This is a genomic window from Blastococcus sp. MG754426, assembly GCF_021699055.1.
In the GTDB taxonomy this organism is placed as follows: Bacteria; Actinomycetota; Actinomycetes; order Mycobacteriales; family Geodermatophilaceae; genus Blastococcus.
Genome location: NZ_SSXC01000001.1, coordinates 163,716 through 187,576, shown reverse-complemented (window position 1 = coordinate 187,576; position 23,861 = coordinate 163,716). Strand labels below are relative to the sequence as shown.

General features: G+C 73.4%; 23 protein-coding genes. 21 read left to right on the top strand and 2 right to left on the bottom strand.

Annotation, left to right across the window (positions count from 1 at the left end; all coding sequences use genetic code 11):
- Positions 1-28: 28 nt before the first annotated feature.
- Together E9549_RS00905 and E9549_RS00900 are read right to left on the bottom strand one after the other, a co-directional pair.
- On the bottom strand, positions 29-700 hold the full coding sequence (locus tag E9549_RS00905) for a DUF305 domain-containing protein (protein ID WP_236824691.1): 672 nt from the start codon (positions 698-700) through the stop codon (positions 29-31).
- Between the two features lie 28 nt (positions 701-728).
- A complete protein-coding gene (locus tag E9549_RS00900; protein ID WP_236824690.1) occupies positions 729-1,445 on the bottom strand; it encodes a DUF3105 domain-containing protein in 717 nt (238 codons plus the stop codon).
- A 156-nt stretch (positions 1,446-1,601) separates the two neighbouring features.
- Here E9549_RS00900 and argS point away from each other — a divergent pair, with 156 nt between their 5' ends.
- The 21 genes from argS to atpD all read left to right on the top strand — a co-directional run bounded on the left by argS (position 1,602) and on the right by atpD (position 23,844).
- Positions 1,602-3,263 (top strand): arginine--tRNA ligase, encoded by a 1,662-nt coding sequence (gene argS / locus E9549_RS00895; protein ID WP_236824689.1) that lies wholly within the window; start codon positions 1,602-1,604, stop codon positions 3,261-3,263.
- Positions 3,260-4,753: a diaminopimelate decarboxylase gene (lysA, locus tag E9549_RS00890; protein WP_236824688.1), complete on the top strand. Its 1,494-nt coding sequence runs from the start codon at positions 3,260-3,262 to the stop codon at positions 4,751-4,753. Before argS ends, lysA begins: the two co-directional genes overlap by 4 nt.
- Entirely contained in the window at positions 4,750-6,045 is a 1,296-nt protein-coding gene (locus E9549_RS00885) for a homoserine dehydrogenase (protein ID WP_236824687.1), read from the top strand. The genes lysA and E9549_RS00885 overlap by 4 nt, the downstream gene beginning before the upstream one ends.
- The gene (gene thrC / locus E9549_RS00880; protein ID WP_236824686.1) at positions 6,042-7,115 is read left to right on the top strand and encodes a threonine synthase; all 1,074 of its coding nucleotides are present in this window, start codon (positions 6,042-6,044) and stop codon (positions 7,113-7,115) included. The genes E9549_RS00885 and thrC overlap by 4 nt, the downstream gene beginning before the upstream one ends.
- A 77-nt stretch (positions 7,116-7,192) precedes the next feature.
- The gene (gene thrB / locus E9549_RS00875) at positions 7,193-8,116 is read left to right on the top strand and encodes a homoserine kinase (protein ID WP_236824685.1); all 924 of its coding nucleotides are present in this window, start codon (positions 7,193-7,195) and stop codon (positions 8,114-8,116) included.
- A 366-nt stretch (positions 8,117-8,482) separates the two neighbouring features.
- Complete coding sequence (rho, locus tag E9549_RS00870) at positions 8,483-10,432, top strand: transcription termination factor Rho (RefSeq protein WP_374201396.1); 1,950 nt, start codon at positions 8,483-8,485, stop codon at positions 10,430-10,432.
- Between the two features lie 138 nt (positions 10,433-10,570).
- On the top strand, positions 10,571-10,798 hold the full coding sequence (rpmE, locus tag E9549_RS00865; RefSeq protein WP_236824683.1) for a 50S ribosomal protein L31: 228 nt from the start codon (positions 10,571-10,573) through the stop codon (positions 10,796-10,798).
- Positions 10,799-10,931: 133 nt separating this feature from the next.
- A complete protein-coding gene (gene prfA, locus E9549_RS00860; RefSeq protein WP_236824682.1) occupies positions 10,932-12,011 on the top strand; it encodes a peptide chain release factor 1 in 1,080 nt (359 codons plus the stop codon).
- Complete coding sequence (gene prmC / locus E9549_RS00855) at positions 12,008-12,865, top strand: peptide chain release factor N(5)-glutamine methyltransferase (RefSeq protein ID WP_255723714.1); 858 nt, start codon at positions 12,008-12,010, stop codon at positions 12,863-12,865. Before prfA ends, prmC begins: the two co-directional genes overlap by 4 nt.
- Positions 12,866-12,888: 23 nt before the next feature.
- A complete protein-coding gene (locus E9549_RS00850) occupies positions 12,889-13,530 on the top strand; it encodes an L-threonylcarbamoyladenylate synthase (protein WP_236824680.1) in 642 nt (213 codons plus the stop codon).
- A 139-nt stretch (positions 13,531-13,669) separates the two neighbouring features.
- On the top strand, positions 13,670-14,947 hold the full coding sequence (gene glyA, locus E9549_RS00845) for a serine hydroxymethyltransferase (RefSeq protein WP_236824679.1): 1,278 nt from the start codon (positions 13,670-13,672) through the stop codon (positions 14,945-14,947).
- 4 nt (positions 14,948-14,951) lie between these two features.
- Positions 14,952-16,211: a glycosyltransferase family 4 protein gene (locus E9549_RS00840; protein ID WP_236824678.1), complete on the top strand. Its 1,260-nt coding sequence runs from the start codon at positions 14,952-14,954 to the stop codon at positions 16,209-16,211.
- Positions 16,208-16,690 (top strand): hypothetical protein, encoded by a 483-nt coding sequence (locus tag E9549_RS00835; protein ID WP_236824677.1) that lies wholly within the window; start codon positions 16,208-16,210, stop codon positions 16,688-16,690. The genes E9549_RS00840 and E9549_RS00835 overlap by 4 nt, the downstream gene beginning before the upstream one ends.
- 92 nt (positions 16,691-16,782) lie before the next feature.
- Positions 16,783-17,031 carry a hypothetical protein gene (locus E9549_RS00830; protein WP_236824676.1) on the top strand — a complete coding sequence of 83 codons (249 nt, stop codon included), beginning with the start codon at positions 16,783-16,785 and terminating at the stop codon, positions 17,029-17,031.
- Positions 17,028-17,855 carry a F0F1 ATP synthase subunit A gene (gene atpB, locus E9549_RS00825; RefSeq protein WP_236824675.1) on the top strand — a complete coding sequence of 276 codons (828 nt, stop codon included), beginning with the start codon at positions 17,028-17,030 and terminating at the stop codon, positions 17,853-17,855. Before E9549_RS00830 ends, atpB begins: the two co-directional genes overlap by 4 nt.
- A gap of 114 nt (positions 17,856-17,969) precedes the next feature.
- A complete protein-coding gene (atpE, locus tag E9549_RS00820) occupies positions 17,970-18,197 on the top strand; it encodes an ATP synthase F0 subunit C (RefSeq protein WP_236824674.1) in 228 nt (75 codons plus the stop codon).
- A gap of 52 nt (positions 18,198-18,249) precedes the next feature.
- Complete coding sequence (locus tag E9549_RS00815; protein ID WP_236824673.1) at positions 18,250-18,822, top strand: F0F1 ATP synthase subunit B; 573 nt, start codon at positions 18,250-18,252, stop codon at positions 18,820-18,822.
- Positions 18,822-19,694 (top strand): F0F1 ATP synthase subunit delta, encoded by an 873-nt coding sequence (locus E9549_RS00810; RefSeq protein WP_236824672.1) that lies wholly within the window; start codon positions 18,822-18,824, stop codon positions 19,692-19,694. Before E9549_RS00815 ends, E9549_RS00810 begins: the two co-directional genes overlap by 1 nt.
- A gap of 48 nt (positions 19,695-19,742) precedes the next feature.
- A complete protein-coding gene (gene atpA, locus E9549_RS00805) occupies positions 19,743-21,380 on the top strand; it encodes a F0F1 ATP synthase subunit alpha (protein WP_255714380.1) in 1,638 nt (545 codons plus the stop codon).
- Positions 21,381-21,384: 4 nt separating this feature from the next.
- Positions 21,385-22,353 (top strand): F0F1 ATP synthase subunit gamma, encoded by a 969-nt coding sequence (locus E9549_RS00800; protein ID WP_236824671.1) that lies wholly within the window; start codon positions 21,385-21,387, stop codon positions 22,351-22,353.
- Between the two features lie 48 nt (positions 22,354-22,401).
- Positions 22,402-23,844 (top strand): F0F1 ATP synthase subunit beta, encoded by a 1,443-nt coding sequence (gene atpD / locus E9549_RS00795; protein WP_236824670.1) that lies wholly within the window; start codon positions 22,402-22,404, stop codon positions 23,842-23,844.
- The last annotated feature ends 17 nt before the right edge of the window (positions 23,845-23,861 follow it).

The following is a 23,861-nucleotide window of genomic DNA, read 5'->3' as shown; positions in this document are numbered from 1 at the left end:
GCCCGTGCGGCGCCTCCCGCGGCGCCGGTCACGGCTCCGGGAGGGGGGTCCCGCCCCGGGCCGCGAGCATGCGGGTCATCGTCTCGACCTCGGCGCCCTGCGACCGGACCATCGACCGGGCGAGGTCCCGCACGGCCTGCACCTCGGCGTCGTCGGCGGCGTGGGCCGCCATGTCGAAACCGCCCTGGTGGTGGCGGATCATCAGCCGGAGGAACTGCACGTCGAACGCGGTGCCGGACAGGCTGCGCAGCTCGGCGAGCTCCTCCTCGGTGGCCATGCCCGGCATCAGCGCGCCCGCGCCCGTCTCCGTGCCCGCCATGTCGTGGCCGGCGTGCCCCTCGCCCGCGGGCATCCAGGCCATGGTGTCGCCGCCGGTGGGCGGGACGCCCCAGAGGGACAGCCAGCCCTGCATGCGCCCGGCCTGGTTGGTCTGCGTGGCCGAGATGTCGAAGGCGAGCTGCTCGACCTCGGGGTCGTCGCTGCGATCGGCGACGAGGTTGGCCATCTCGACGCCCTGCAGGTGGTGCCGGGACATGTCGCGGGCGAAGCCGGCGTCGACCGAGTCGGCCGCGGGCGGGCCATCCCGGCCGATGCCCAGTGCGACGGCCAGCCCCCCGCCGAGGAGGAGCAGGCCGACGCCGATGACGGCGAGGAGGGCGATCCGCAGAGGGCCGCGCCGGCCGGGATCTCCTGCGCTCACGGGATCGACCTCCTGGGGGACGGGGTCGTCACTGCGTGGCCGGGGCGTCGTCGCTCTCCAGCAGCGGGTCGGCCAGGAAGGTGGGGCTCTCGCAGGTCGCGCCCGGCTCGGGGAAGCTGTCGGCCTTGTACGTCATCAGGTCGGCGAACTGCTGGATCCGCTCGTCGTCGGCGCTGTCGACCTTCAGCTGGTGGCCCCACGACTGGAGGCTGATCGGTGAGTCCAGCCCCTCGTACGGCGAGAGCATCCGGCCGGAGACGCCCTCGACCAGCCCGGCGAGGGTCTCGACGTCGGCGTCGGAGACCTCGTCGGGGTTGTAGGTGATCCACACCGCGCCGTGCTCCAGGCTGTGCACCGCGTTCTCGTGCCGGATGTCGACGTCGTAGACCGTGCCCGTGCAGTCGGCCCAGAGGTTGGCGTGCTCCCCGCCGACCGGCGGCGACTCGGTGTACTCGATGGGGCCGTCGTCGTGCAGGCCCCCCTCGTAGTCGAAGACCTGGGCGCCGTCGATCTCGTCGATGGAGTCGACCCGCAGCGCGTCGGCCTCGCGCACCTGCACGACGGCGTAGGTGATGACGGCCGCGGCGAAGACGACGACGGCGATCGCCGCGGCGATCAGCCCCCACGGCCGCTGCTGCGCCACGACCTGCGTCGGCGGCCGGGTGCGGCCTCCTGCGCGCCCGCCGGACCGGGTGGCCCCGCCACCGGTGGCGCGGCTCTTGTCGGGCGTGCGGTCCTTGGCCAAGGCCTCTCCTCGTTCACGGGGCGCGTCCGCGCCGGTGCGGCGGGGGCCGGACGGGCCCGGCTCACCGGCGGCGAGTCTAGGTCGGCTCCCTGTGCGTCGGCTGGGAGCCGGGCGGGGGCGGCGGGGCGCCGTCGCCGCCATCAGTACGCTCGCCGGGTGACACCGGAGCAGCTCCAGGACGTCGTCCGCACCGCCGTCGCCGCGGTCGTCGGGCGCGGCGCGCTGCCCGTCGACGTCCCCGCGGAGGTCGTCGTCGAGCGGCCGAAGAACCCCGAGCACGGCGACTACGCCACCAACGTCGCCCTGCGCCTGGCCAAGCCCGCGGGCCGGCCGCCGCGCGAGGTGGCCGGACTGCTCGCCGAGGAGCTGCGCGCCCACCCGGGCGTCGCCGGCGTCGACGTCGCCGGACCCGGTTTCCTCAACATCACCCTCGCGCAGGGCGCGCTCGGCAAGATCGCCGTCGACGCCGTGACGGCGGGGGAGGCCTACGGCCGCACCGCGGCCCTGGCCGGGCAGAAGCTCAACCTGGAGTTCGTCTCCGCCAACCCGACGGGCCCGGTGCACATCGGGGGCAGCCGGTGGGCCGCGGTCGGCGACGCCATCGGGCGGCTGCTCGAGGCCAGCGGCGCGGACGTCACCCGCGAGTACTACATCAACGACGCCGGCGCGCAGATCGACCGGTTCGCCCGCAGCCTCCAGGCCGCGGCCAACGGCCGGCCCGTGCCCGAGGGCGGCTACGGCGGCACGTACATCGCCGACATCGCCGCGTCGGTCGTCGCGCTCGAGCCCGACCTGCTGGGTCGGGACGACGCCGAGCAGGAGCGGGTCTTCCGCGACCGCGGGGTGGCGCTGATGCTCGACGAGATCCGCCGGTCGATGCAGGGCTTCGGCGTGGACTTCGACGTCTGGTTCAGCGAGAAGTCCCTCTACGACAGCGGGGCCGTCGACAAGGCGCTGGCCACGCTGCGGGAGCAGGGGCACGTCTACGAGTCCGAGGGGGCGGTCTGGCTGCGCACCACCGACTTCGGCGACGACAAGGACCGCGTGCTGGTCAAGGCCGACGGCGAGACCACCTACTTCGCCTCGGACTGCGCCTACTACCTGGACAAGCGCGCCCGCGGCTTCGACCGCGTGGTGATCATGCTCGGCGCCGACCACTCCGGCTACGTCGGCCGGTACAAGGCGCTGGTCGCGGCCACCGGCGACGACCCGGCCGAGCACCTGCAGATCCTGCTCGGGCAGCTGGTCAACCTGCTCCGCGACGGCGAGCCGGTGCGGATGAGCAAGCGCGCCGGGACCATCGTCGTCCTCGAGGACCTCGTCGACGCCATCGGCGTGGACGCCGCCCGGTACGCGCTGGCCCGGGCGTCGGTCGACCAGCAGATCGACATCGACGTCGAGCTGTGGAGCCGGAGGACCAACGACAACCCGGTCTTCTACGTCCAGTACGCGCACGCCCGCATCTCCTCGGTGCTGCGCAACGCCGCCGACCTGGGCATCGCGCTCGGCGAGGCGGGCGCCGTCGACGTCGCCGAACTGGTGCACGACCGGGAGAACGACCTGCTGCGGGCCCTCGGGGAGTTCCCGCGGGTGCTCACCACGGCGGCCGAGCTGCGGGCCCCGCACCGGGTGGCCCGCTACCTCGAGGAGCTGGCCGGTACGTACCACCGCTTCTACGACGCCTGCCGGGTGCTGCCCCGCGGCGACGAGGAAGCCACGCCGCTCACCACCGCCCGGCTGTGGCTGTGCGCCGCCACCGCGGTGGTGCTGCGCAACGGGCTCGGTGTCCTCGGCGTGACCGCCCCGGAGCGGATGTGAGGGCGCACCCCGCGGGGCCCCTGCACGGGAACATCACCCCGCCCACGGCCGCCGGCGCCCCGCCGGAGGAGCTCGGCGCGCTCGACCCGCACGTCTGGCCGCGCTCGGCCACCCGTGTCGACGGCGAGCTGCACCTGGGCGGCCGGGCCGTCACCGACCTGGCCCGCGCGCACGGGACCCCGCTGTTCGTGCTGGACGAGGAGGACTTCCGCGGTCGCGCCGCGGAGTTCGCCGGCGCCTTCGACGACGCCGACGTGCACTACGCGTCCAAGGCCTTCCTCTGCGGCCAGGTGGCCCGGTGGATCGCCGACGACGGCCTGCACCTGGACGCCTGCAGCGGCAACGAGCTGGCGCTGGCCCTGGCCGCCGGGTTCCCCGCGGAGCGGATCGCGCTGCACGGCAACAACAAGTCGCTGGTCGAGCTGCAGCTGGCGGTCGACTCCGGCATCGGCCACGTCGTCCTCGACTCCTTCGACGAGATCGAGCGGCTGGTCCCGATGGCCGAGAAGCGGGTCGCCGACGGCGGGGCGCCGGTGCCCGTGCTCATCCGCGCGACCGTCGGCATCGAGGCGCACACCCACGAGTTCATCGCCACCGCGCACGAGGACCAGAAGTTCGGCTTCTCGCTGGCCACCGGCGACGCGCTGACCGCCGCGGTACGGGTGATCCGCGAGCCGGCGCTGCGGCTGACCGGGCTGCACAGCCACATCGGCTCGCAGATCTTCGACACCGCCGGGTTCGAGGCGGCCGCGCACCGCGTGGTCGGCCTGCTCGGCCAGGTGCACCAGGCCACCGGGGAGGTGCTGCCGGAGCTCAACCTCGGCGGCGGCTTCGGCATCGCCTACCTGTCCGAGGACGACCCGGTCACCCCGGCGGACGTCGCGACGCGGTTGCGCGCCGTCGTCGCCGCCGAGTGCGCCCAGCTCGGCCTGCCGGTGCCGCGGCTCGCGGTCGAGCCCGGCCGCGCGATCGCCGGTCCGGGCACGGTCACGCTGTACGAGATCGGCACCATCAAGCCGGTGCGGCTCGGGGCCAGCGGCGCCCCGGGCGCCCCGCTGGTGCGCAACTACGTGTCGGTCGACGGCGGGATGAGCGACAACATCCGCACCGCTCTCTACGACGCGGCCTACACCTGCGTGCTCGCCAACCGGGTCTCCGAGGCCCCGCCCGCGCTGTGCCGGGTCGTCGGGAAGCACTGCGAGAGCGGCGACATCCTGGTCCGCGACCTCTGGCTGCCCTCGGACGTCCAGCCCGGCGACCTGCTCGCCGTCGCCGCCACCGGGGCCTACTGCTGGTCGATGGCGAGCAACTACAACTACCTGCTCAAGCCCCCGGTGGTCGCCGTCCGCGACGGCGCCGCCCGGGAGATCGTCCGCCGCCAGACGCTGGCGGACGTGTTCGCCCTGGACGCGGTCCTCGCCGACCGCCCCGCCCCCTCGCCGGCGATCGACCAGCCGGCGCCCGAGCACCCCGCGGGAGCGACCTCGTGAACCGACCCCTCAAGGTGGCGCTGCTCGGCTGCGGCACGGTCGGCGGCGCGGTGCTGCGCGCGCTGCAGGAGCAGGCCGACGACCTCGGCGCCCGCGTCGGCCGCGCCGTGGAGGTGGCCGGCGTCGCCGTGCGCCGCCCGGACCACCACCCGGACGTGCCCGCGGACCTGCTGACCACCGACGCCCACGCGCTCGTCACCAGGGACGACGTCGACCTCGTCGTCGAGGTGATCGGCGGCATCGAGCCGGCGCGCTCGCTCATGCTCGCCGCCTTCGAGGCGGGCAAGTCGGTGGTCAGCGCCAACAAGGCGCTGCTCGCCGAGGACGGCGTGGCCCTCCACGCGGCGGCGGCCAAGGCCGGCGTCGACCTGTACTACGAGGCGGCCGTCGCGGGGGCGATCCCGATCCTGCGCCCGCTGCGGGAATCGCTGGTGGGCGACCAGCTGTCCCGCATCGTGGGCATCGTCAACGGCACCACGAACTACATCCTGTCGCGGATGGCCGAGACCGGCGCCGGCTTCGGCGAGGCGCTGGCGGAGGCCACCGAGCTCGGCTACGCCGAGGCCGACCCCACCGCCGACGTCGACGGCTTCGACGCCGCCGCCAAGGCCGCGATCCTCGCCTCGCTGGCGTTCCACACCCCGGTGTCGGCCGCCGACGTGCACCGCGAGGGCATCTCGACGGTGACCGCCACCGACGTGGCCCGGGCCGCGGAGATCGGCTGCACGGTCAAGCTGCTGGCCATCTGCGAGCGGGTGGACGGGAACGGGGACGGCGACTCGGTCTCCGTGCGGGTGCACCCGGCGATGATCCCGACCACCCACCCGCTGGCATCGGTCGGCGGCGCGTTCAACGCCGTGTTCGTCGAGGCGGAGGCCGCCGGGCAGCTGATGTTCTACGGGCAGGGCGCCGGGGGGGAGCCCACCGCGAGCGCCGTCCTGGGCGACCTGGTGGCGGTCGGCCGCAACCGGCTGGCCGGGGCCGCCGGGCAGGGGCCCTCCGGCTACGCCGACCTCGCCGTCCGGCCCATGGCCGAGACGCCGACGCGGTACCACGTGAGCCTCGACGTCGCCGACAAGCCGGGCGTGCTGGCCGCCGTCGCGCAGGAGTTCGCCCAGCACGGCGTGAGCATCTCCACCGTGCGCCAGACCGGCCGCGGCGACGCCGCCACCCTGGTCATCGTGACCCACAGCGCCCCGGACGCGGCGCTGTCGGCCACCATTGCGGCACTGCGGGAGATGCCCGCGGTCCGGGGCGTCACCAGCGTGCTGCGCGTGGAGGGTCTGCAATGACGGTCTCGTCGGTCGTGTCCCCGGGCTGGCCGGGCCTCATCGAGGCCTACCGGTCGCGCCTGCCGGTGTCGGACACCACCCCGGTGGTGACCCTGCAGGAGGGTGCCACCCCGCTGGTGCCCGCCCGCGAGCTCTCCCGGCGGACCGGCTGCGAGGTCTACCTCAAGGTCGAGGGCGCCAACCCGACCGGGTCGTTCAAGGACCGCGGCATGACGATGGCGATCACCAAGGCGCTGGAGGAGGGCGCGCAGGCGGTCATCTGCGCCTCCACCGGCAACACCAGCGCCAGCGCCGCCGCGTACGCCGCCCGCGCCGGCATGACCTGCGCCGTCCTCGTGCCGCAGGGCAAGATCGCGATGGGCAAGCTGGCCCAGGCGCTGGTGCACGGCGCCAAGCTGCTGCAGGTCGACGGCAACTTCGACGACTGCCTGGCCCTGGCCAGCAAGCTGGCGATCGACTACCCGGTCAGCCTGGTCAACAGCGTCAACCAGTTCCGCATCGAGGGGCAGAAGACCGCCTCGTTCGAGATCGTCGACGTGCTCGGCGACGCCCCCGACGTCCACTGCCTGCCGGTGGGCAACGCGGGCAACATCACCGCCTACTGGCAGGGCTACCGCGAGTACGCCGCGGACGGCACCGCCTCGCGCACCCCCCGCATGTTCGGCTTCCAGGCCGCCGGTGCCGCCCCGATCGTGAACGGCCAGGTGGTGGAGAACCCGAGCACGATCGCCACCGCGATCCGCATCGGCAACCCGGCGTCCTGGACCAAGGCGCTGGCCGCCCGCGACGAGTCCGGTGGGCGCATCGACGCCGTGACCGACCGGGCGATCCTCGCCGCCTACCGGCTGCTGGCCCGCAGCGAGGCCGTCTTCGTCGAGCCGGCCTCGGCCGCCTCGGTCGCCGGGCTGCTGCAGGTGGCCGAGGCCGGCGAGCTCGAGCCCGGCCAGCGGATCGTCTGCACGGTCACCGGGAACGGGCTCAAGGACCCGGAGTGGGCCATCTCCGGGGCGCCGGCGCCGGTGACGATCCCGGTCGACGCCGCCGCTGCCGCCGCCCAGCTCGGCCTGTGATGGAAGGACCCCGTCCTCCCCACCGCTCGCGCGCTCGCGGCGGTGCCCCGGGCGCGGCCGCGACCGACCGGGTGCGGGTGCGCGTCCCCGCCACCAGCGCCAACCTGGGGCCGGCCTTCGACTGCGCCGGCCTGGCGCTCGCGCGGCACGACGTCCTGGACTTCTCGGTGGAGCCGGCGGGCCTCACCGTCGAGATACGGGGCGTGGGCGCCGGCGAGCTGCCCACCGACGAGTCCCATCTCGTGGTCCGCGCCTTCCGGGCCGCCTGCGACGAGCTCGGCTGGGCGCCGCCCGGGCTGCGGGTGGTCGCGGAGAACGCCATCCCGCAGGGGCGGGGGATGGGCTCCTCCGCCGCCGCCGTCGTCGCCGGTGTCCTGGCGGCGTGGGCGCTGTGCCCCGGGGTCGAGAGCATCGACGGCGACGCCGTCCTCCGGCTCACCACCGAGATGGAGGGGCACCCCGACAACGTGGCGGCCTGCCTGCTCGGCGGGCTGACCCTGTCCTGGACGGGGGAGGGGGGTGTGGGCGCCGACAGCCTGCCGGTGCACGAGGACGTGCTGCCGGTGGTGCTCGTGCCCGACGCCACGCTGTCGACCGAGGTGGCCCGGGGGCTGCTGCCCGAGGTCGTCCCGCACGCCGACGCGGCCTTCAACGCGGGGCGCTCGGCGCTGCTCGTGCACGCCCTGACCTCCGGCGGTCTGCTGCTGGAGGCCACCGAGGACCGGCTGCACCAGCAGCAGCGCCGCGCGGCCATGCCGGCGTCGCTCGACCTGGTCGGACGGCTGCGCGCCGCCGGGCACGCGGCCGTCGTCTCGGGCGCGGGGCCGTCGGTCCTGGTGCTCGCCCGGCGCACCGTGCGCAGCGCCGACCGCGAGCCCGGCGCGGAGGAGGTCGGGGAGATCACCGCCCTGGCCGGCCGGGCCTGGTCGGTGCTGCCGCTGGCCGTCGACCCGACCGGCGCGCGGGTCGACCGCCCTGGTCCCCAGGTCTCGTCTCGGTAACGGGGAACACGCCGAGATCATCCGGTGTTGTCCTGCCCGTGGGCCGCGACTAGGCTCACGGCGTAGCCGCCCACTCGGGCGAGCCTCGCGCGGGGCCGAAGCAGTTGTCCGAACCTCTTCGCCGCTGATCCGCCCCGCACCTCTCGACCTGTCTCCTGACGCGCACCCGCCCACCGGGCCGGTCCGCCGGGGACCGGGCACCCCCTGCGCTGAGACGCGCAGGTCACCGCAGGGAAGGACCTGTACGTGAGCGAAACCACCGACCTCGGCACGACCGGCGCGCCCGATGCCGCCGCCTCTGCCGAGGGCACTGCCGCTTCTGGGTCGGCCGGGCGTCCCCGCCGCCGCGGCAACGGCTTGTCGGGCATGCTCCTGCCCGAACTCCAGCGCCTGGCCGGTGAACTCGGCATCCCGGGCACCGGCCGGATGCGCAAGAGCGACCTGGTCGCCGCCATCTCCGCCCGCCAGGTGGGCGCCGGCTCCGAGGCCACCGCGCCCGCGCCGCGCACGGAGAGCGGCTCCACCGGCGGCGCCGAGGCCGCGCGTGGTGCCGCCGCGTCGGCCGCGCCCCTCGAGGCGCCCGTCAGCGGTGGCGCCAACGGCGGCCCGGTGACCGGCGAGGCGCCCGCGCGCACCCGCCGCTCGGCCAGCCGCCCGGCCGGGGCGCCGACCTCGTCGGCCGAGGCCCCGGCGGTGGAGGCCGTCTCCGCCGAGGCCCCCGCCGCGGACGCCGCCCCCGCGCAGGACACGGCCCCCGCCGAGCCGCGCGAGGACGAGCAGCGCGACGGCGAGCGACCGCAGCGCACCCGCGGTCGCAACCGCGGCGAGCGGGACGGCGGCAACCGTGACGGCGGCGAGCGCACGGAGCGCGGCAACCGTGACGGCGGTGACCGGGCCGAGCGCGGCAACCGTGACGGCGGTGACCGGGCCGAGCGCGGCAACCGCGACGGCAACCGCGGCCCCGACGGGCGCAACGACCGGGGCGGCCGGCCGGACAACCGGAGCGACAACCGGACCGACGGCGGCCGCGCCGACGGCGGCCGCAACGACCGCCCCGCCGACGACGAGGACGACGACTTCGAGGGCGGCCGCGGCCGCCGCGGCCGTCGCTACCGCGACCGCAACAAGCGAGGTGGCCGCGACCGCTTCGAGCAGGGCGAGCCGACGGTCAGCGAGGACGACGTCCTGCTGCCGGTCGCCGGCATCCTGGACGTGCTGGACAACTACGCCTTCGTCCGCACCTCGGGCTACCTGACCGGGCCGAACGACGTCTACGTCTCGCTGTCGCAGGTGCGCCGCTACGGCCTGCGCCGCGGTGACGCCATCACCGGCGCCGTCCGCCAGCCGCGGGAGGGGGAGCGCAAGGACAAGTACAACGCGCTCGTCCGCCTCGACACGGTCAACGGCCTGGACCCCGAGCAGGCACGCAACCGGCCGGAGTTCACCAAGCTGACCCCGCTCTACCCGCAGGACCGCCTGCGGCTGGAGACCGAGTCGCACCTGCTGACCACCCGGGTCATCGACCTCGTCATGCCGATCGGCAAGGGGCAGCGCGCGCTCATCGTCAGCCCGCCCAAGGCCGGCAAGACGATGGTGCTGCAGTCGATCGCCAACGCGATCACGACGAACAACCCCGAGTGCCACCTGATGGTCGTCCTCGTCGACGAGCGTCCCGAGGAGGTCACCGACATGCAGCGCTCGGTGAAGGGCGAGGTCATCGCCTCGACCTTCGACCGGCCGCCGGCGGACCACACCACGGTCGCGGAGCTGTCCATCGAGCGGGCCAAGCGCCTGGTCGAGATGGGCCACGACGTCGTCGTCCTGCTGGACTCGATCACCCGCCTCGGCCGCGCCTACAACCTGGCCGCTCCCGCCAGCGGGCGCATCCTCTCCGGCGGTGTCGACTCCACGGCGCTGTACCCGCCCAAGCGCTTCCTCGGCGCGGCCCGCAACATCGAGAACGGCGGCTCGCTGACGATCATCGCCTCGGCGCTGGTCGAGACGGGCTCGACGATGGACACGGTGATCTTCGAGGAGTTCAAGGGCACCGGGAACGCGGAGATCAAGCTGGACCGCCGGCTGGCGGACAAGCGGGTCTTCCCGGCGGTCGACGTCAACGCGTCGGGCACCCGCAAGGAGGAGATCCTCATGTCGCCCGACGAGCTGGCCATCGTCATCAAGCTGCGCCGGGTGCTGGCCGCGCTGGAGCCGCAGCAGGCCCTGGAACTGCTGATCGACAAGCTGAAGAAGACGCGCAACAACGTCGAGTTCCTCATGCAGATCCAGAAGACGACGCTGGGCCCCGGCCAGGAGTAGCGGGGGTCACCGGTCGGCCGGTCTCCCGATCTGGGAGACTGGTCGACCGAGCCCCGTCGGCGCGGCCGGAAATAGCCCTCCGGTCCCCGGCGTTCTGACCGACCGAACGACACAGACTTCGTAGAAGAGGCAGCAGCCATGAAGCCCGACATCCACCCGGCCTACAACGTCACCACCGTGACCTGCGGCTGCGGCAACACCTTCACGACCCGCAGCACCTCCCCGACCGGTCAGCTGACCGTCGAGACCTGCTCCGCCTGCCACCCCTTCTACACCGGCAAGCAGCGCATCCTCGACACCGGCGGCCGCGTGGCCCGCTTCGAGAAGCGGTTCGGCAAGCGCGGCACCTCGGCCGACGCCAAGTAGCACCCCCGACGGCGCCCGTCCCACCCTCCGCGGTGGGGCGGGCGCCGTCGTCATGTCCGGCCCGGACCCCCGTGGCGTTATGTGCACATAACGCCGGGGCGGTTCGTGCACGAACCGCCCTCAGGAGGGACAGATGAGCAGCACCGAGACGTCGGCGCCCGACCGGCTGGCCGGGTTGCTCGCCGAGCACGCCCGCCTGGAGCAGGAACTCGCCGATCCGGCCGTCCACGCCGACCAGGCGCGCGCCCGCCGGATGGGCCGCCGGTACGCCCAGCTGGCGCCGCTGGTCGAGACCGCGCGCGGGCTGGAGCAGGCCCGTGACGACCTGAGCGCCGCCCGGGAGCTGGCCGCCGAGGACGCGTCGTTCGCCGCCGAGGCGACGGCGCTGGAGCAGCGGATCGCCGAGCTGACCGACCGGCTGCGCGAGCAGCTGCTGCCCAAGGACCCCGACGACGACAAGGACGTCATCCTCGAGATCAAGGCGGGGGAGGGCGGCGCGGAGTCCGCGCTCTTCGCCGGCGATCTGTTGCGCATGTACCTCCGGTACGCCGAGCGGCGTGGCTGGGCCACCGAGGTCCTCGACGCCGTCGACGCCGAGCTCGGCGGCTACAAGGACGTCGCGATCGCGGTGAAGTCCCGCACGGACGAGGGCATCTGGTCGCGGCTGAAGTTCGAGGGCGGCGTGCACCGGGTTCAGCGGGTGCCCGCCACGGAGAGCCAGGGGCGCATCCACACGTCGGCGGCCGGCGTCCTGGTGCTGCCCGAGGCCGAGGAGGTCGACGTCAGCGTCGACCCGAACGACCTGCGCATCGACGTCTTCCGCTCGTCGGGCCCCGGCGGCCAGAGCGTGAACACCACCGATTCGGCGGTGCGGATCACCCACCTGCCCACCGGCATCGTGGTCAGCTCCCAGAACGAGAAGAGCCAGCTGCAGAACCGGGAGTCCGCGCTGCGCGTGCTCCGCTCCCGCCTGCTGGCCGCCGCTCGCGAGGAGGCCGCCGCCGCGGCCAGCGACCAGCGGCGCAGCCAGGTGCGCACCGTCGACCGCAGCGAGCGGGTGCGCACGTACAACTTCCCGGAGAACCGGATCTCCGACCACCGCGTCGGCTACAAGTCGCACAACCTCGACCAGGTGCTCGACGGAGACCTCGACGGCGTGATCGACGCGCTGGTCGCCGCGCACACCGCCGAGCTGCTGGCGGCCGGCTCCTGACCGCGCGGTCGCTGCTGGGCGGGGCGGCCGCACGCCTCGCCGAGGCAGGCGTCGAGAGCCCCCGGGTGGACGCCGAGCTGCTGCTGGCGCACGCCCTGGGGGTGCCGCGCGCCCGGCTGCTCGTGCTCGACGAGGTCGACGACGCGGCCGCCACCCGTTTCGAGGCGCTCGTGGCCCAGCGCGCCGACCGGGTGCCGCTGCAGCACCTCACCGGCCGGGCCCCCTTCCGCTACCTGGAGCTCGCGGTCGGCCCCGGGGTGTTCGTGCCCCGGCCCGAGACCGAGCAGCTCGTGGGCTGGGCCCTGGAGCGGCTGGCCGGCATCGCGGAGCCCGTCGTCGTCGACCTCGGGTCGGGGTCCGGTGCGATCGCGCTCTCGCTGGCGCACGAGCACCCCGGCGCGCAGGTGACGGCGGTGGAGCGCGATCCCGGGGCGATCGCGTGGACGCGGCACAACGCCGGCGCGCGCGCGGCGGCGGGGGACACCCCGGTGGACGTCCTCGCCGGTGACATGACCGACCCAGGGCTGCTGCGCGAGCTCGACGGGCGCGCCGACCTGGTGGTGAGCAACCCGCCCTACGTGCCCGACGGTGCCCGGGTGCCGCGCGAGGTCGCCGACCACGACCCGCCGCTCGCGCTCTGGGGTGGGCCCGACGGTCTGGACGTCGTGCGCGGCCTGCTGGTCACCGCGGCGCGGCTGCTGCGCCCCGGCGGCTGGCTGGGCATCGAGCACGCCGACCAGCAGGGTGAGTCCCTGCCCGCCGTCGTCCGCTCCCACGGGGCGTTCACCGACGTCGACGACCACCCCGACCTCGCCGGCCGGCCCCGCTACACCACCGCCCGCCGCTCCGGCTGAGGCCTGCGGAAGACTGCACGTCCGTGGCCGACTTCTACGACTGCTCCGACCCGGAGGCGCGCGCCGCCGGCCTGGACGCCGCGGCGGCGGCGATCGGCCGGGGCGACCTGGTCCTCCTCCCGACCGACACCGTGTACGGCGTGGCCGCCGACGCCTTCTCCCCGGCCGCGGTGCGCCGGCTGCTGGAGGCGAAGAACCGGGGCCGGACCATGCCCGTCCCCGTGCTCGTCGGCGAGGCCTCCACCCTGGCCGGGCTGGTGCTGCAGACCCCCGCGGTGGCCACCCGGCTCGCCCAGGAGTTCTGGCCCGGCGGGCTCACCCTCGTGGTCGAGCACGCCCCGTCGCTGGCGTGGGACCTGGGCGACGCCGACGGGACGGTGGCCGTGCGGCTCCCCGACGACGAGCTCACCCGCGACCTGCTGCGCCGCACCGGGCCGCTGGCGGTCTCCAGCGCCAACCGTTCGGGCCGGCCGGCGGCGACCGACGCCCAGCAGGCGGTGCAGCAGCTCGGGCTGCACGCCGCGGTCGTGCTGGACGGGGGGGCGCGCACGAGTTCGGCGGCGAGCACCATCGTCGACTGCACGGGTCCCGCGCCGCGGGTGCTGCGCGTCGGTGCCGTGCCGGTCGAGCGGCTGCGCGAGGTCGTGCCCGAGCTCAGCGACTGACGGAGGCGCCTCCGGCCCCGGCCGCTGCTCGCGTCCCCTGCGCGCACGGGCCGGAGCGATACCGTGGAGCACTGACCGCCGCGGGACCCGGAGCCGGGGAGCGCGGGCGCCCGCACCCACGCCCAGGAGCGCGACCGAGATGAGCACGCCCTACTGGGGACCGGACTTCGAGGCCCTCGCCGCCGCCGACCCCGACATCGCCGGCGTGGTCACCGGGGAGCTGGACCGGTTGCGCAGCGGGCTGCAGCTGATCGCCAGCGAGAACTTCACCAGTCCCGCCGTCCTCGCCGCGCTGGGCAGCACGCTGTCGAACAAGTACGCCGAGGGGTACCCGGGGCGGCGGTACTACGGCGGCTGCGAGGTCGTCGACCGTGCCGAGGAGATCGGCATCGAGCGTGCGAAGGAGCTCTTCGGCGCCGAGCACGCCAACCTGCAGCCGCACTCGGGCGCCAACGCCAACCTCGCGGCCTACGGCGCCTTCCTCTCGCCGGGGGACACCTTCCTGGGCATGGCGCTGCCGCACGGCGGTCACCTGACGCACGGCACGAAGGTCAGCTTCAGCGGCAGGTGGTTCCACGCGGTCCAGTACGGCGTCGACCCGGCGACCGAGCACATCGACTACGACCAGGTGCGCGACCTGGCCCGCGAGCACCGCCCCAAGCTCATCGTCGCCGGCGGGTCGGCGATCCCGCGGCTGATCGACTTCGCCGCCTTCCGGCAGATCGCCGACGAGGTGGGCGCGATCTTCATGGTCGACGCCGCGCACTTCATCGGCCTGGTCGCCGGCAAGGCCATCCCGAGCCCGGTGCCGTACGCCGACGTGGTGACCTTCACCACGCACAAGGTGCTGCGCGGACCCCGGGGCGGCGCGATCGTCTGCCGTGCCGAGCACGCCAAGGCGATCGACAAGGCCGCCTTCCCGATGATGCAGGGCGGTCCCCTCATGCACGCCGTCGCCGCCAAGGCGGTAAACTTCAAGGAGTGCCTGCAGCCCGCGTACCAGGCCTACGCGCGCCAGGTGGTGGCCAACGCGCAGGCGCTGACCGAGGGGCTGGCCGCCGAGGGGCTGCGGCCGGTCGCCGGGGGCACGGACACCCACCTGGCCCTGCTCGACCTGCGGGAGACGGGCGTGACCGGCGCCGAGGCCGAGCAGCGGTGCGATGCCGCGGGCATCGTGCTGAACAAGAACGCGATCCCCTTCGACCCGCAGCCGGCCTCCGTGGCCTCGGGTATCCGGGTCGGCAGCCCCGCCGTCACCACCCAGGGGATGACCGAGCCGGACATGAAGGCGATCGCCTCCCTCATCGGTGCCGCCATCCGCGACGCCGACGGCAGCCGGACCGCCGAGGTCGCCGCGGGCGTCCGCGAGCTCGTCGGCGCCCATCCCGCGTACCCCGAGCCGGCGCGGACCGCCTGAGCCCGTGCGCGAGTACGTCGTCGTCCTGCTCACCGCGGCGCTGGTCACCTTCCTGGCCACGCCCGTGGTGCGGATGGTGGCGATCCGGCTGCGGATGATGGCCGCTCCGCGCGAGCGGGACGTGCACGTCATCCCGACCCCGCGGGGCGGGGGGGTGGCCATGTACCTCGGCGTGGTGGCCGCGGTGCTGGTGGCCTCCCGGCTGCCCGCCCTCCAGCGCACGTTCGACGACACCCAGGTCTACGCGGTCCTCGTCGCCGGCGGGCTGATCTGCCTGCTGGGCGTGCTCGACGACAAGTGGGGCCTGGACGCGCTGACGAAGCTCACCGGGCAGATCGCCGCGGCCGGCGTCATGGTCCTGCTCGGCGTCCAGCTGGCGTTCCTGTTCCTGCCCGTGGCCGACATCGGGACGGTGTCGCTGGGACCGGACGTCGGGGTTCCCCTGACCATCCTGCTGACCGTGTTCGCCGTCAACGCGCTGAACTTCATCGACGGCCTGGACGGGCTGGCCGCGGGCGTCTCGGCGATCGCCGCGCTGGCGTTCTTCGCCTACAGCTTCCACCTGGGGCTGACCGGCTACGTGGCGACCGCGAGCGCCCCGGCGCTGATCACCGCGGTGCTCGCCGGGGCGTGCCTGGGCTTCCTCCCGCACAACTTCAGCCCGGCGCGGATCTTCATGGGCGACTCGGGCTCGATGCTCGTCGGGCTCATGCTCTCGGCCGCCGCGGTGACCGCCACCGGCGGGGTGGACGCGCAGACGTTCGACTCGGCGGCCAGCCTGCTGCCGCTGACCCTGCCGCTGCTCGTGCCGATCGCGATCCTCTTCATCCCCTTCACCGACCTGGTGCTGGCCGTCGTCCGGCGCACGCGCAAGGGCCGGTCGCCGTTCTCGCCGGACAAGATGCACCTGCACCACCGGCTGCTGTCCATCGGCCACTCGCACAAGCGGGCGGTGCTGGTGATGTACTTCTGGGCAGCCCTGCTCTCCTTCGGGGCGGTCGGGATGTCGATCACCGGAGGGCGGGTCGAGCTCGTCGTCGCCGTCGCGGTCCTGCTGGTCGTGGGCGTCGTCGTGGTGCTCAGCCCGCGGGCCCGCAGAGCCGCCCGGGAGGCGCGCGCCGCGGAACTGGCGGCGCAGCGGGAGCGCAGCCGCGCCGACCACCCCACCGCCCGCGGCGCCCGCGCCGCCGCGGACCGATCCACCGACCAGACCACCGGGCCGGCCGCGCAGGCGGCGGTCCGGGCCGGCCAGGGAGCCCGATGAGCCAGCCCGACCCCGCCGACGTCCCGTGGGACATCTCCTTCCTCCGGCCGGGCGTCCTCGTCACCGCCGGCCTGGCCGCCGTCGCCGCGCCCGTCGCGGGAGCCCTGGCCGGGTGGGACGCCGTCTGGGGGGTGCTGCTGGGGGCGGTGCTCGTGATGGCGTTCTTCGCGGCGTCCTCGGCCGCGGTGGCCTGGGCCGGCCGCATCGGGGACACCCTCACCCTCCCCGTGGCGCTGCTGGTCTTCGGGCTCAAGGCGATGGTGCTGTTCGGCGTGCTCAACGCGCTGCCCGAGGACGGGTGGGTCGACCGGCGTGCGCTCGCGTGGACCGTCGTGGTGGGCGCGCTGGCCTGGAGCGCCTTCCAGATGCGCTGGGTCTGGACCCGGCAGCTCTACTACGTCCCGCCCCCCGCGCCGCCGCGGCCGGCGGCCGGGTCCCCCGGTCGGGCGGACCAGGAACACCCCTCGGGACGCGGCTGATAGTGTCCACGTCGATGGCCGAGGACACCTCCAGGACCGGGGGTGCCCGGCCGCGCCCTGCACCTCACGCTCGTCAGCCCAGCGGGGCCGACATGGCCTGGGGGGTCACCGGGACCTTGCTGTCCGGGATGGCCGTGTGGGGCGGGGCCGGGTGGCTGCTCGACCAGTGGCTGGACACGCGCGTGTTCTTCCCGGTCGGGATCATCCTCGGTGCAGCAGTGGCCATCTACGTGGTGGTCGTCAAGTACGGCACCGTCCCCCCGACCACCGGGGGGACGGCGAACAGCGCCACCGCGGGCCGGCGACGGAGCCGGCCCAGGACGCAGAAGGGACAACGGTGACCTCCAGCGCCCTCGCGCTCGACGGCGTGCTCGCTGTGGAGAGCGACCCCGGCGGCGGCTTCGTGGCCCCTGGCGTCGGGGAGTTCTTCCCCGAGACGCTGTTCGGCTTCTCGGTCCTCGGCATCCAGTTCGACATCGACCGGATCATCCTGGCGCTGTGGCTCGCGACCGCGGCGATCCTGGTCTTCCTGGTGATGGCCGCGCGGAAGGCGGAGATCGTCCCGGGCCGCCTGCAGTTCGTCGGCGAGTCGGGCTACTCCCTGGTGCGCGACGGCATCGCCCGCGACGTGGTCGGCCCCAGAGGTCTGCCCTTCGCGCCGTTCCTGGCGTCGCTGTTCTTCTTCATCCTCGCCAACAACGCGCTGGCGATCATCCCCGGCATCCAGATCTCGCCGATGGCGCGGTTCTCCTTCCCGCTGGTCCTGGCGGCGATCTGCTGGTTCGTCTACATCGGCGTGGGGATCAAGAACCAGGGCCTGTGGCCCTACTTCCGCGACATCATGTTCCTGCCGGGCGTGCCGAAAGCGGCCTACATCCTGGTGACGCCGCTGGAGCTGCTGCAGAACTTCATCGTGCGGCCCTTCACCCTGGCGATCCGACTCTTCGCCAACCTGTTCGCCGGCCACATGCTCCTGGTGACGTTCGCGCTGGGTGCGGTCTACCTGTTCCAGGTCGGCAACTTCTCCGCGGTCTTCTTCCCGCTGTCGGCGCTCATGGCCATCGTGATGACGTTCTTCGAGCTGCTGATCATCTTCCTGCAGGCCTACGTCTTCACGATGCTGATGGGCACCTACCTCAACGGTTCCGTCGAGGCCGCGCACTGATCAGCTTCGTGGTGGCCGGTACGCCGGCCCTCCGCAAGCGCACCACCGCTTCCCGCACCACCCCGCAAGCCGCCCGGCACCCGCTGGGCGACGACACAGGAGGAAACACCCGCAATGGATCTTCTGGCACAGGTCACCGGCAGCGTCGGGTCCATCGGCTACGGCATCGCCACGATCGGCCCGGGCATCGGCGTGGGTCTGGTCTGGGCCGCCTACATCCAGGCGACCGCCCGCCAGCCCGAGTCGGCCGGCCTCACCCGTACCTACGCCTTCCTGGGCTTCGCGCTCGCCGAGGCGCTGGCGCTCATCGGCTTCGTCGCCCCCCTCGTCTACGGCACCTGATCCGTACGCCGCCCGCGTACGGTCACCCATTCCAGACAGGGACGTTGAGAGCATGAGCATCCTGGCAGCGGAGAGCCCGAACCCGCTCATCCCGGTGGTCGGCGAGATCATCATCGGGACGATCGCATTCGCGGTCCTCCTCTTCGTGATGTGGAAGTTCGTCGCGCCCGGCTTCGAGAAGGCCTACCAGGCGCGTCGCGCGGCGATCGAGGGCGGCATCGAGCGCGCCGAGGCCATGCAGGCCGAGGCCAAGGCCGCGCTGGAGCAGTACCGCGCGCAGCTGGCCGAGGCCCGCAACGAGGCCGCGCAGATCCGCGACCAGGCCCGCGCCGAGGGCCAGCAGATCCTCGAGGAGCTGCGGGCGCAGGCGCAGGAGGAGTCGGCGCGGATCGTCGCCCGCGGCGAGGAGCAGATCGCTGCTGCCCGCCAGCAGGTGGTCAACGAGCTCCGCGGCCAGGTCGGCGGCCTCGCCGTCGAGCTCGCCGGCCGGGTCGTCGGCGAGTCCCTCGCCGACGAGGCGCGCCGGCAGGGCACGGTGGACCGCTTCCTCGATCAGCTCGACGGGATGGTCGCCGGCAGCCCCGACGGCCGCAGCGGCAGCACCGTCGCCGGGGGCACCCGCTGATGGACGCCTCGAGCCGTGCGGCGCTCCTCGCCGCCCGGGACCGGCTGGACGAGCTGACCCGGGATCCCTCGGGGTTCCTCGGGAAGGCCAAGGACCGGCTCACCGGCCAGGCCCGCGCCACCGGCGCCGAGGAGCAGCTCGCGCTGGCCGAGGAGCTGTTCTCGGTGGCGCGGCTGCTGGACGCGCAGCCGTCGCTGCGCCGGGCGCTCACCGACCCCTCGGGCAAGCCCGAGGAGCGGGCGGCGCTGGTGCAGCGGCTCTTCAGCAGCCGGCTCTCCCCGGTCGCCCTCGACGTCGTCGAGTTCAGCGTCCGGCAGCGCTGGTCGCGGCCGTCGGACCTCATCGAGGGCGCGACGTCCCTGGCCACCGAGGCGGCGTTCGACGCGGCCGGTGCCCGCGGCGAGCTGGACGGCGTGGAGGACGAGCTCTTCCGCTTCGGCCGGATCGTCGAGGGTGACCGGGAGCTGTCCCGGATCCTCAGCGACCGCAAGGCCCCGGCGGCGGGCAAGGCGGCCCTGCTCGACCAGCTGCTCTCCGGCCGGGTCAGCCCGGTGACCGAGCTCCTGCTGCGGAACGTGCTCACGACCTCGCACGCCGGCACCGCCGGGGTCGCGGTCGAGCGGCTCTCCGACATCGCCAGCCGGCGCCGCGGCCAGTCCGTGGCACGGGTGACGACGGCGGTGGCCCTCACCCCGGCGCAGGAGCGGCGGCTGACCGAGGTGCTCGGCCGCATCTACGGGCGCACCATCGGGTTGCAGGTGACCGTCGACCCGACGGTCCTCGGGGGCCTCCTCGTCCAGGTGGGCGACGAGGTCATCGACGGCAGCATCGCCCACCGGCTGGAAGCCGCCCGCCGGCAGCTCGCCGGCTGACCGCCCACCACCACAGATCACGACCCCGCAGGGAAGAGGACCAGAGCCATGGCCGAGCTGACGATCTCCGCAGAAGAGATCCGCAGTGCCATCCAGAACTACGTCACCGAGTACTCGCCTGACGTCTCCCGCGAAGAGGTCGGGATCGTCACCGAGTCCGGCGACGGCATCGCCCGGGTCGAGGGCCTGCCCTCGGTCATGACCAACGAGCTGCTCGAGTTCGAGAGCGGCGTCCGCGGTCTCGCGCTGAACCTGGACGTCCGCGAGGTCGGTGTGGTCATCCTGGGTGACTTCTCCGGCATCGAGGAGGGCCAGCAGGTCCGGCGGACCGGCGAGGTGCTCTCGGTCCCCGTCGGCGACGGCTACCTCGGCCGCGTGGTCGACCCGCTGGGCAACGCGATCGACGGTGCGGGCCCGATCGCCACCACCGGCCGGCGCGCCCTGGAGCTGCAGGCCCCCACCGTGGTCCAGCGCCAGTCGGTGCACGAGCCGATGCAGACCGGCATCAAGGCCATCGACGCCATGACGCCGATCGGGCGCGGCCAGCGCCAGCTGATCATCGGTGACCGCCAGACCGGCAAGACGGCGATCGCGATCGACACGATCATCAACCAGAAGCAGGCCTGGGCCACCGGCGACCCGTCGCAGCAGGTGCGCTGCATCTACGTCGCGGTGGGCCAGAAGGGCTCGACGATCGCCTCGATCCGGTCCGCCCTCGAGGACGCCGGCGCGATGGAGTACACCACCATCGTCGCGGCCCCCGCGTCCGAGGCCGCCGGCTTCAAGTACATCGCCCCCTACACCGGCTCGGCCATCGGCCAGCACTGGATGTACGAGGGCAAGCACGTCCTCATCGTCTTCGACGACCTGTCCAAGCAGGCCGAGGCCTACCGCGCGGTCTCGCTGCTGCTGCGCCGCCCGCCGGGCCGCGAGGCCTACCCGGGTGACGTCTTCTACCTCCACTCCCGCCTGCTGGAGCGCTGCGCCAAGCTCTCCGACGAGCTCGGCGCGGGGTCGATGACCGGCCTGCCGCTCATCGAGACCAAGGGCAACGACGTGTCGGCCTACATCCCGACGAACGTCATCTCGATCACCGACGGGCAGATCTTCCTCGAGACGGGTCTGTTCAACTCCGGTGTCCGCCCCGCGATCAACGTCGGCATCTCGGTGTCCCGCGTGGGTGGGTCGGCGCAGATCAAGGCCATGAAGGCGGTCGCCGGCCGTCTTCGGCTGGACCTGGCCCAGTACCGCGAGCTCGAGGCCTTCGCCTCGTTCTCCTCGGACCTCGACGCCTCCAGCCGCGCGACCCTGGAGCGCGGCCAGCGCCTGGTCGAGCTGCTCAAGCAGGGCCAGTACTCGCCGTACTCGGTGGAGCGCGAGGTCGTCTCGCTCTGGCTGGGCACCACCGGCAAGCTCGACGTCGTCCCGGTGAGCGACGTGCGCCGCTTCGAGTCGGAGTTCCTGGACTACGTGTCCCGCAGCAACGACGGCATCTTCGACACCATCCGGACGTCGAAGAAGCTCGAGGACGACACGGTGCGGAACCTGGAGCAGGCGGTCGACGCCTTCTACGGCCAGTTCACCACCGGCGAGGGCGAGTCGCTCAAGGTGAACGAGCCCGAGGTCGAGGCCATGGACGCCTCGGAGCGGGGTCAGGAGCGCGTCCAGGTCAAGAAGAAGGCCTGACGCGATGGCAGCCTCTCTCCGCGCGCTGCGGCGCCGCATCCGCTCCACCCAGTCGACGAAGAAGATCTTCTCGGCGCAGGAGCTGATCGCCGGCGCCCGCATCGTGCGCGCCCAGGCCCGGGTGGAGGCCTCCAAGCCCTACGCCCGGGAGATCACCCGTGTGCTGTCGGCGCTGGCGTCCTCGGCGTCGCTGGACCACCCGCTGCTGACCGAGCCGGAGAACCCCCGCCGGGCCGCCGTCCTGGTGATCACCTCCGACCGGGGGTTCGCCGGCTCGTACAACGTCAACGTGCTGCGGCGGACCGAGGAGCTGCTCTCCTTGCTCCGGCAGGAGGGCAAGGAGCCGCTGCTCTACGTGGTCGGCCGGAAGGGGGAGACCTACTACTCCTTCCGCGACCGCGAGATGGCCGAGACCTTCACGGGCTTCTCCGAGCAGCCCGGCTACGCCGACGCCCAGCGCGTGGGTGAGCAGCTGATCGCCGCCTTCACCGCCGGCCTCGACGACGAGGACGGCGGTGCGGGTGCCGACGGCATCGCCGGCGTGGACGAGCTGCACATCGTCTACACCGAGTTCCGGTCGCTGCTCTCGCAGGTCCCGGTCGCCAAGCGGATGGCTCCGCTGGAGGTCGAGGAGGTCGAGGAGTTCGACTACGAGCGGGAGGAGCGGGAGCGGGGCGCCGGCGCCACCGAGATCGCGCCGTCGTACGAGTTCGAGCCCTCGGCCGAGGGGCTGCTCGACGCGTTGCTCCCGAAGTACATCACCACGCGCATCTACGCGGCGATGCTCGAGGCGGCCGCCTCCGAGTCGGCCTCGCGCCGCCGGGCGATGAAGTCGGCCTCCGACAACGCCGAGGAGCTGGCGAAGAACCTCTCGCGGCAGGCCAACCAGGCCCGCCAGGCGGAGATCACGCAGGAGATCAGCGAGATCGTCGGTGGCGCCGACGCGCTGGTCTCGGCCGGCTCGAACGACTGACCCACCGAACAGCAGACCACCGAGCCCCAGGGCAGGAGAGCAGTACAGATGACCGTCACCGAGGACCGTCCGACCACCTCGCAGACCACCGGCAGCGGCCGCGTCGTGCGGGTCACCGGGCCGGTCGTCGACGTCGAGTTCCCGCGCGACGCGATGCCCGACCTGTTCAACGCCCTGAAGGTCGATGTCACGCTGGCCGACCTCAGCAAGACCATGACCCTCGAGGTGGCCCAGCACCTCGGCGAGAACGTCGTCCGCACCATCTCCATGCAGCCGACCGACGGCCTCGTCCGGGGCGCCGAGGTGACCGACACGGGCTCGGCGATCAGCGTGCCGGTCGGTGACGTGACCAAGGGCCACGTCTGGAACGCGCTGGGCGAGTGCCTCGACCAGCCGGGCTACGCCGCCGACGCCCCGCGCTGGGAGATCCACCGGCACGCCCCGCGGTTCGACCAGCTCGAGGGCCGCACCGAGATGCTCGAGACCGGCATCAAGGTCATCGACCTGCTCACCCCGTACGTGGCCGGTGGGAAGATCGGCCTCTTCGGTGGTGCCGGCGTGGGCAAGACCGTCCTCATCCAGGAGATGATCCGCCGGGTCGCCCAGGAGTTCGGTGGCGTGTCGGTGTTCGCCGGCGTCGGCGAGCGCACCCGCGAGGGCAACGACCTCATCACCGAGATGACCGAGTCCGGCGTCATCGAGGCCACCGCGCTCGTCTTCGGGCAGATGGACGAGCCGCCGGGCACCCGGCTGCGCGTCGCGCTGTCGGCCCTCACGATGGCCGAGTACTTCCGCGACGAGCAGAACCAGGACGTGCTGCTCTTCATCGACAACATCTTCCGGTTCACCCAGGCCGGGTCCGAGGTCTCCACGCTGCTGGGCCGCATGCCCTCCGCGGTCGGTTACCAGCCGACGCTGGCCGACGAGATGGGGGAGCTGCAGGAGCGGATCACCTCGACCCGTGGTCGCTCGATCACCTCGCTGCAGGCGATCTACGTGCCCGCCGACGACATCACCGACCCGGCGCCGCACACCACGTTCGCCCACCTCGACGCGACGACCGTGCTCTCCCGGCCGATCTCGGAGAAGGGCATCTACCCGGCCGTGGACCCGCTGGACTCCACCAGCCGGATCCTCGACCCGCAGTACGTCGGCAACGAGCACTACGACATCGCCCAGCGGGTGAAGCAGGTGCTGCAGCGCTACCAGGAGCTGCAGGACATCATCGCGATCCTCGGCATCGACGAGCTGTCCGAAGAGGACAAGGTCACCGTCAACCGGGCCCGCCGCGTCGAGCGCTTCCTGTCGCAGAACATGTTCGTGGCCGAGGCCTTCACCGGTCAGCCGGGTTCCTTCGTCCCGCTGTCGGAGACGCTGCAGGCGTTCAAGGCCATCACCGAGGGCGAGTACGACAACGTCCCGGAGCAGGCCTTCTTCATGTGCGGCGGTCTCGAGGACCTCGAGAAGAACGCCGCGAAGCTCAAGCGCTGATCCGTCGTCGGACACCC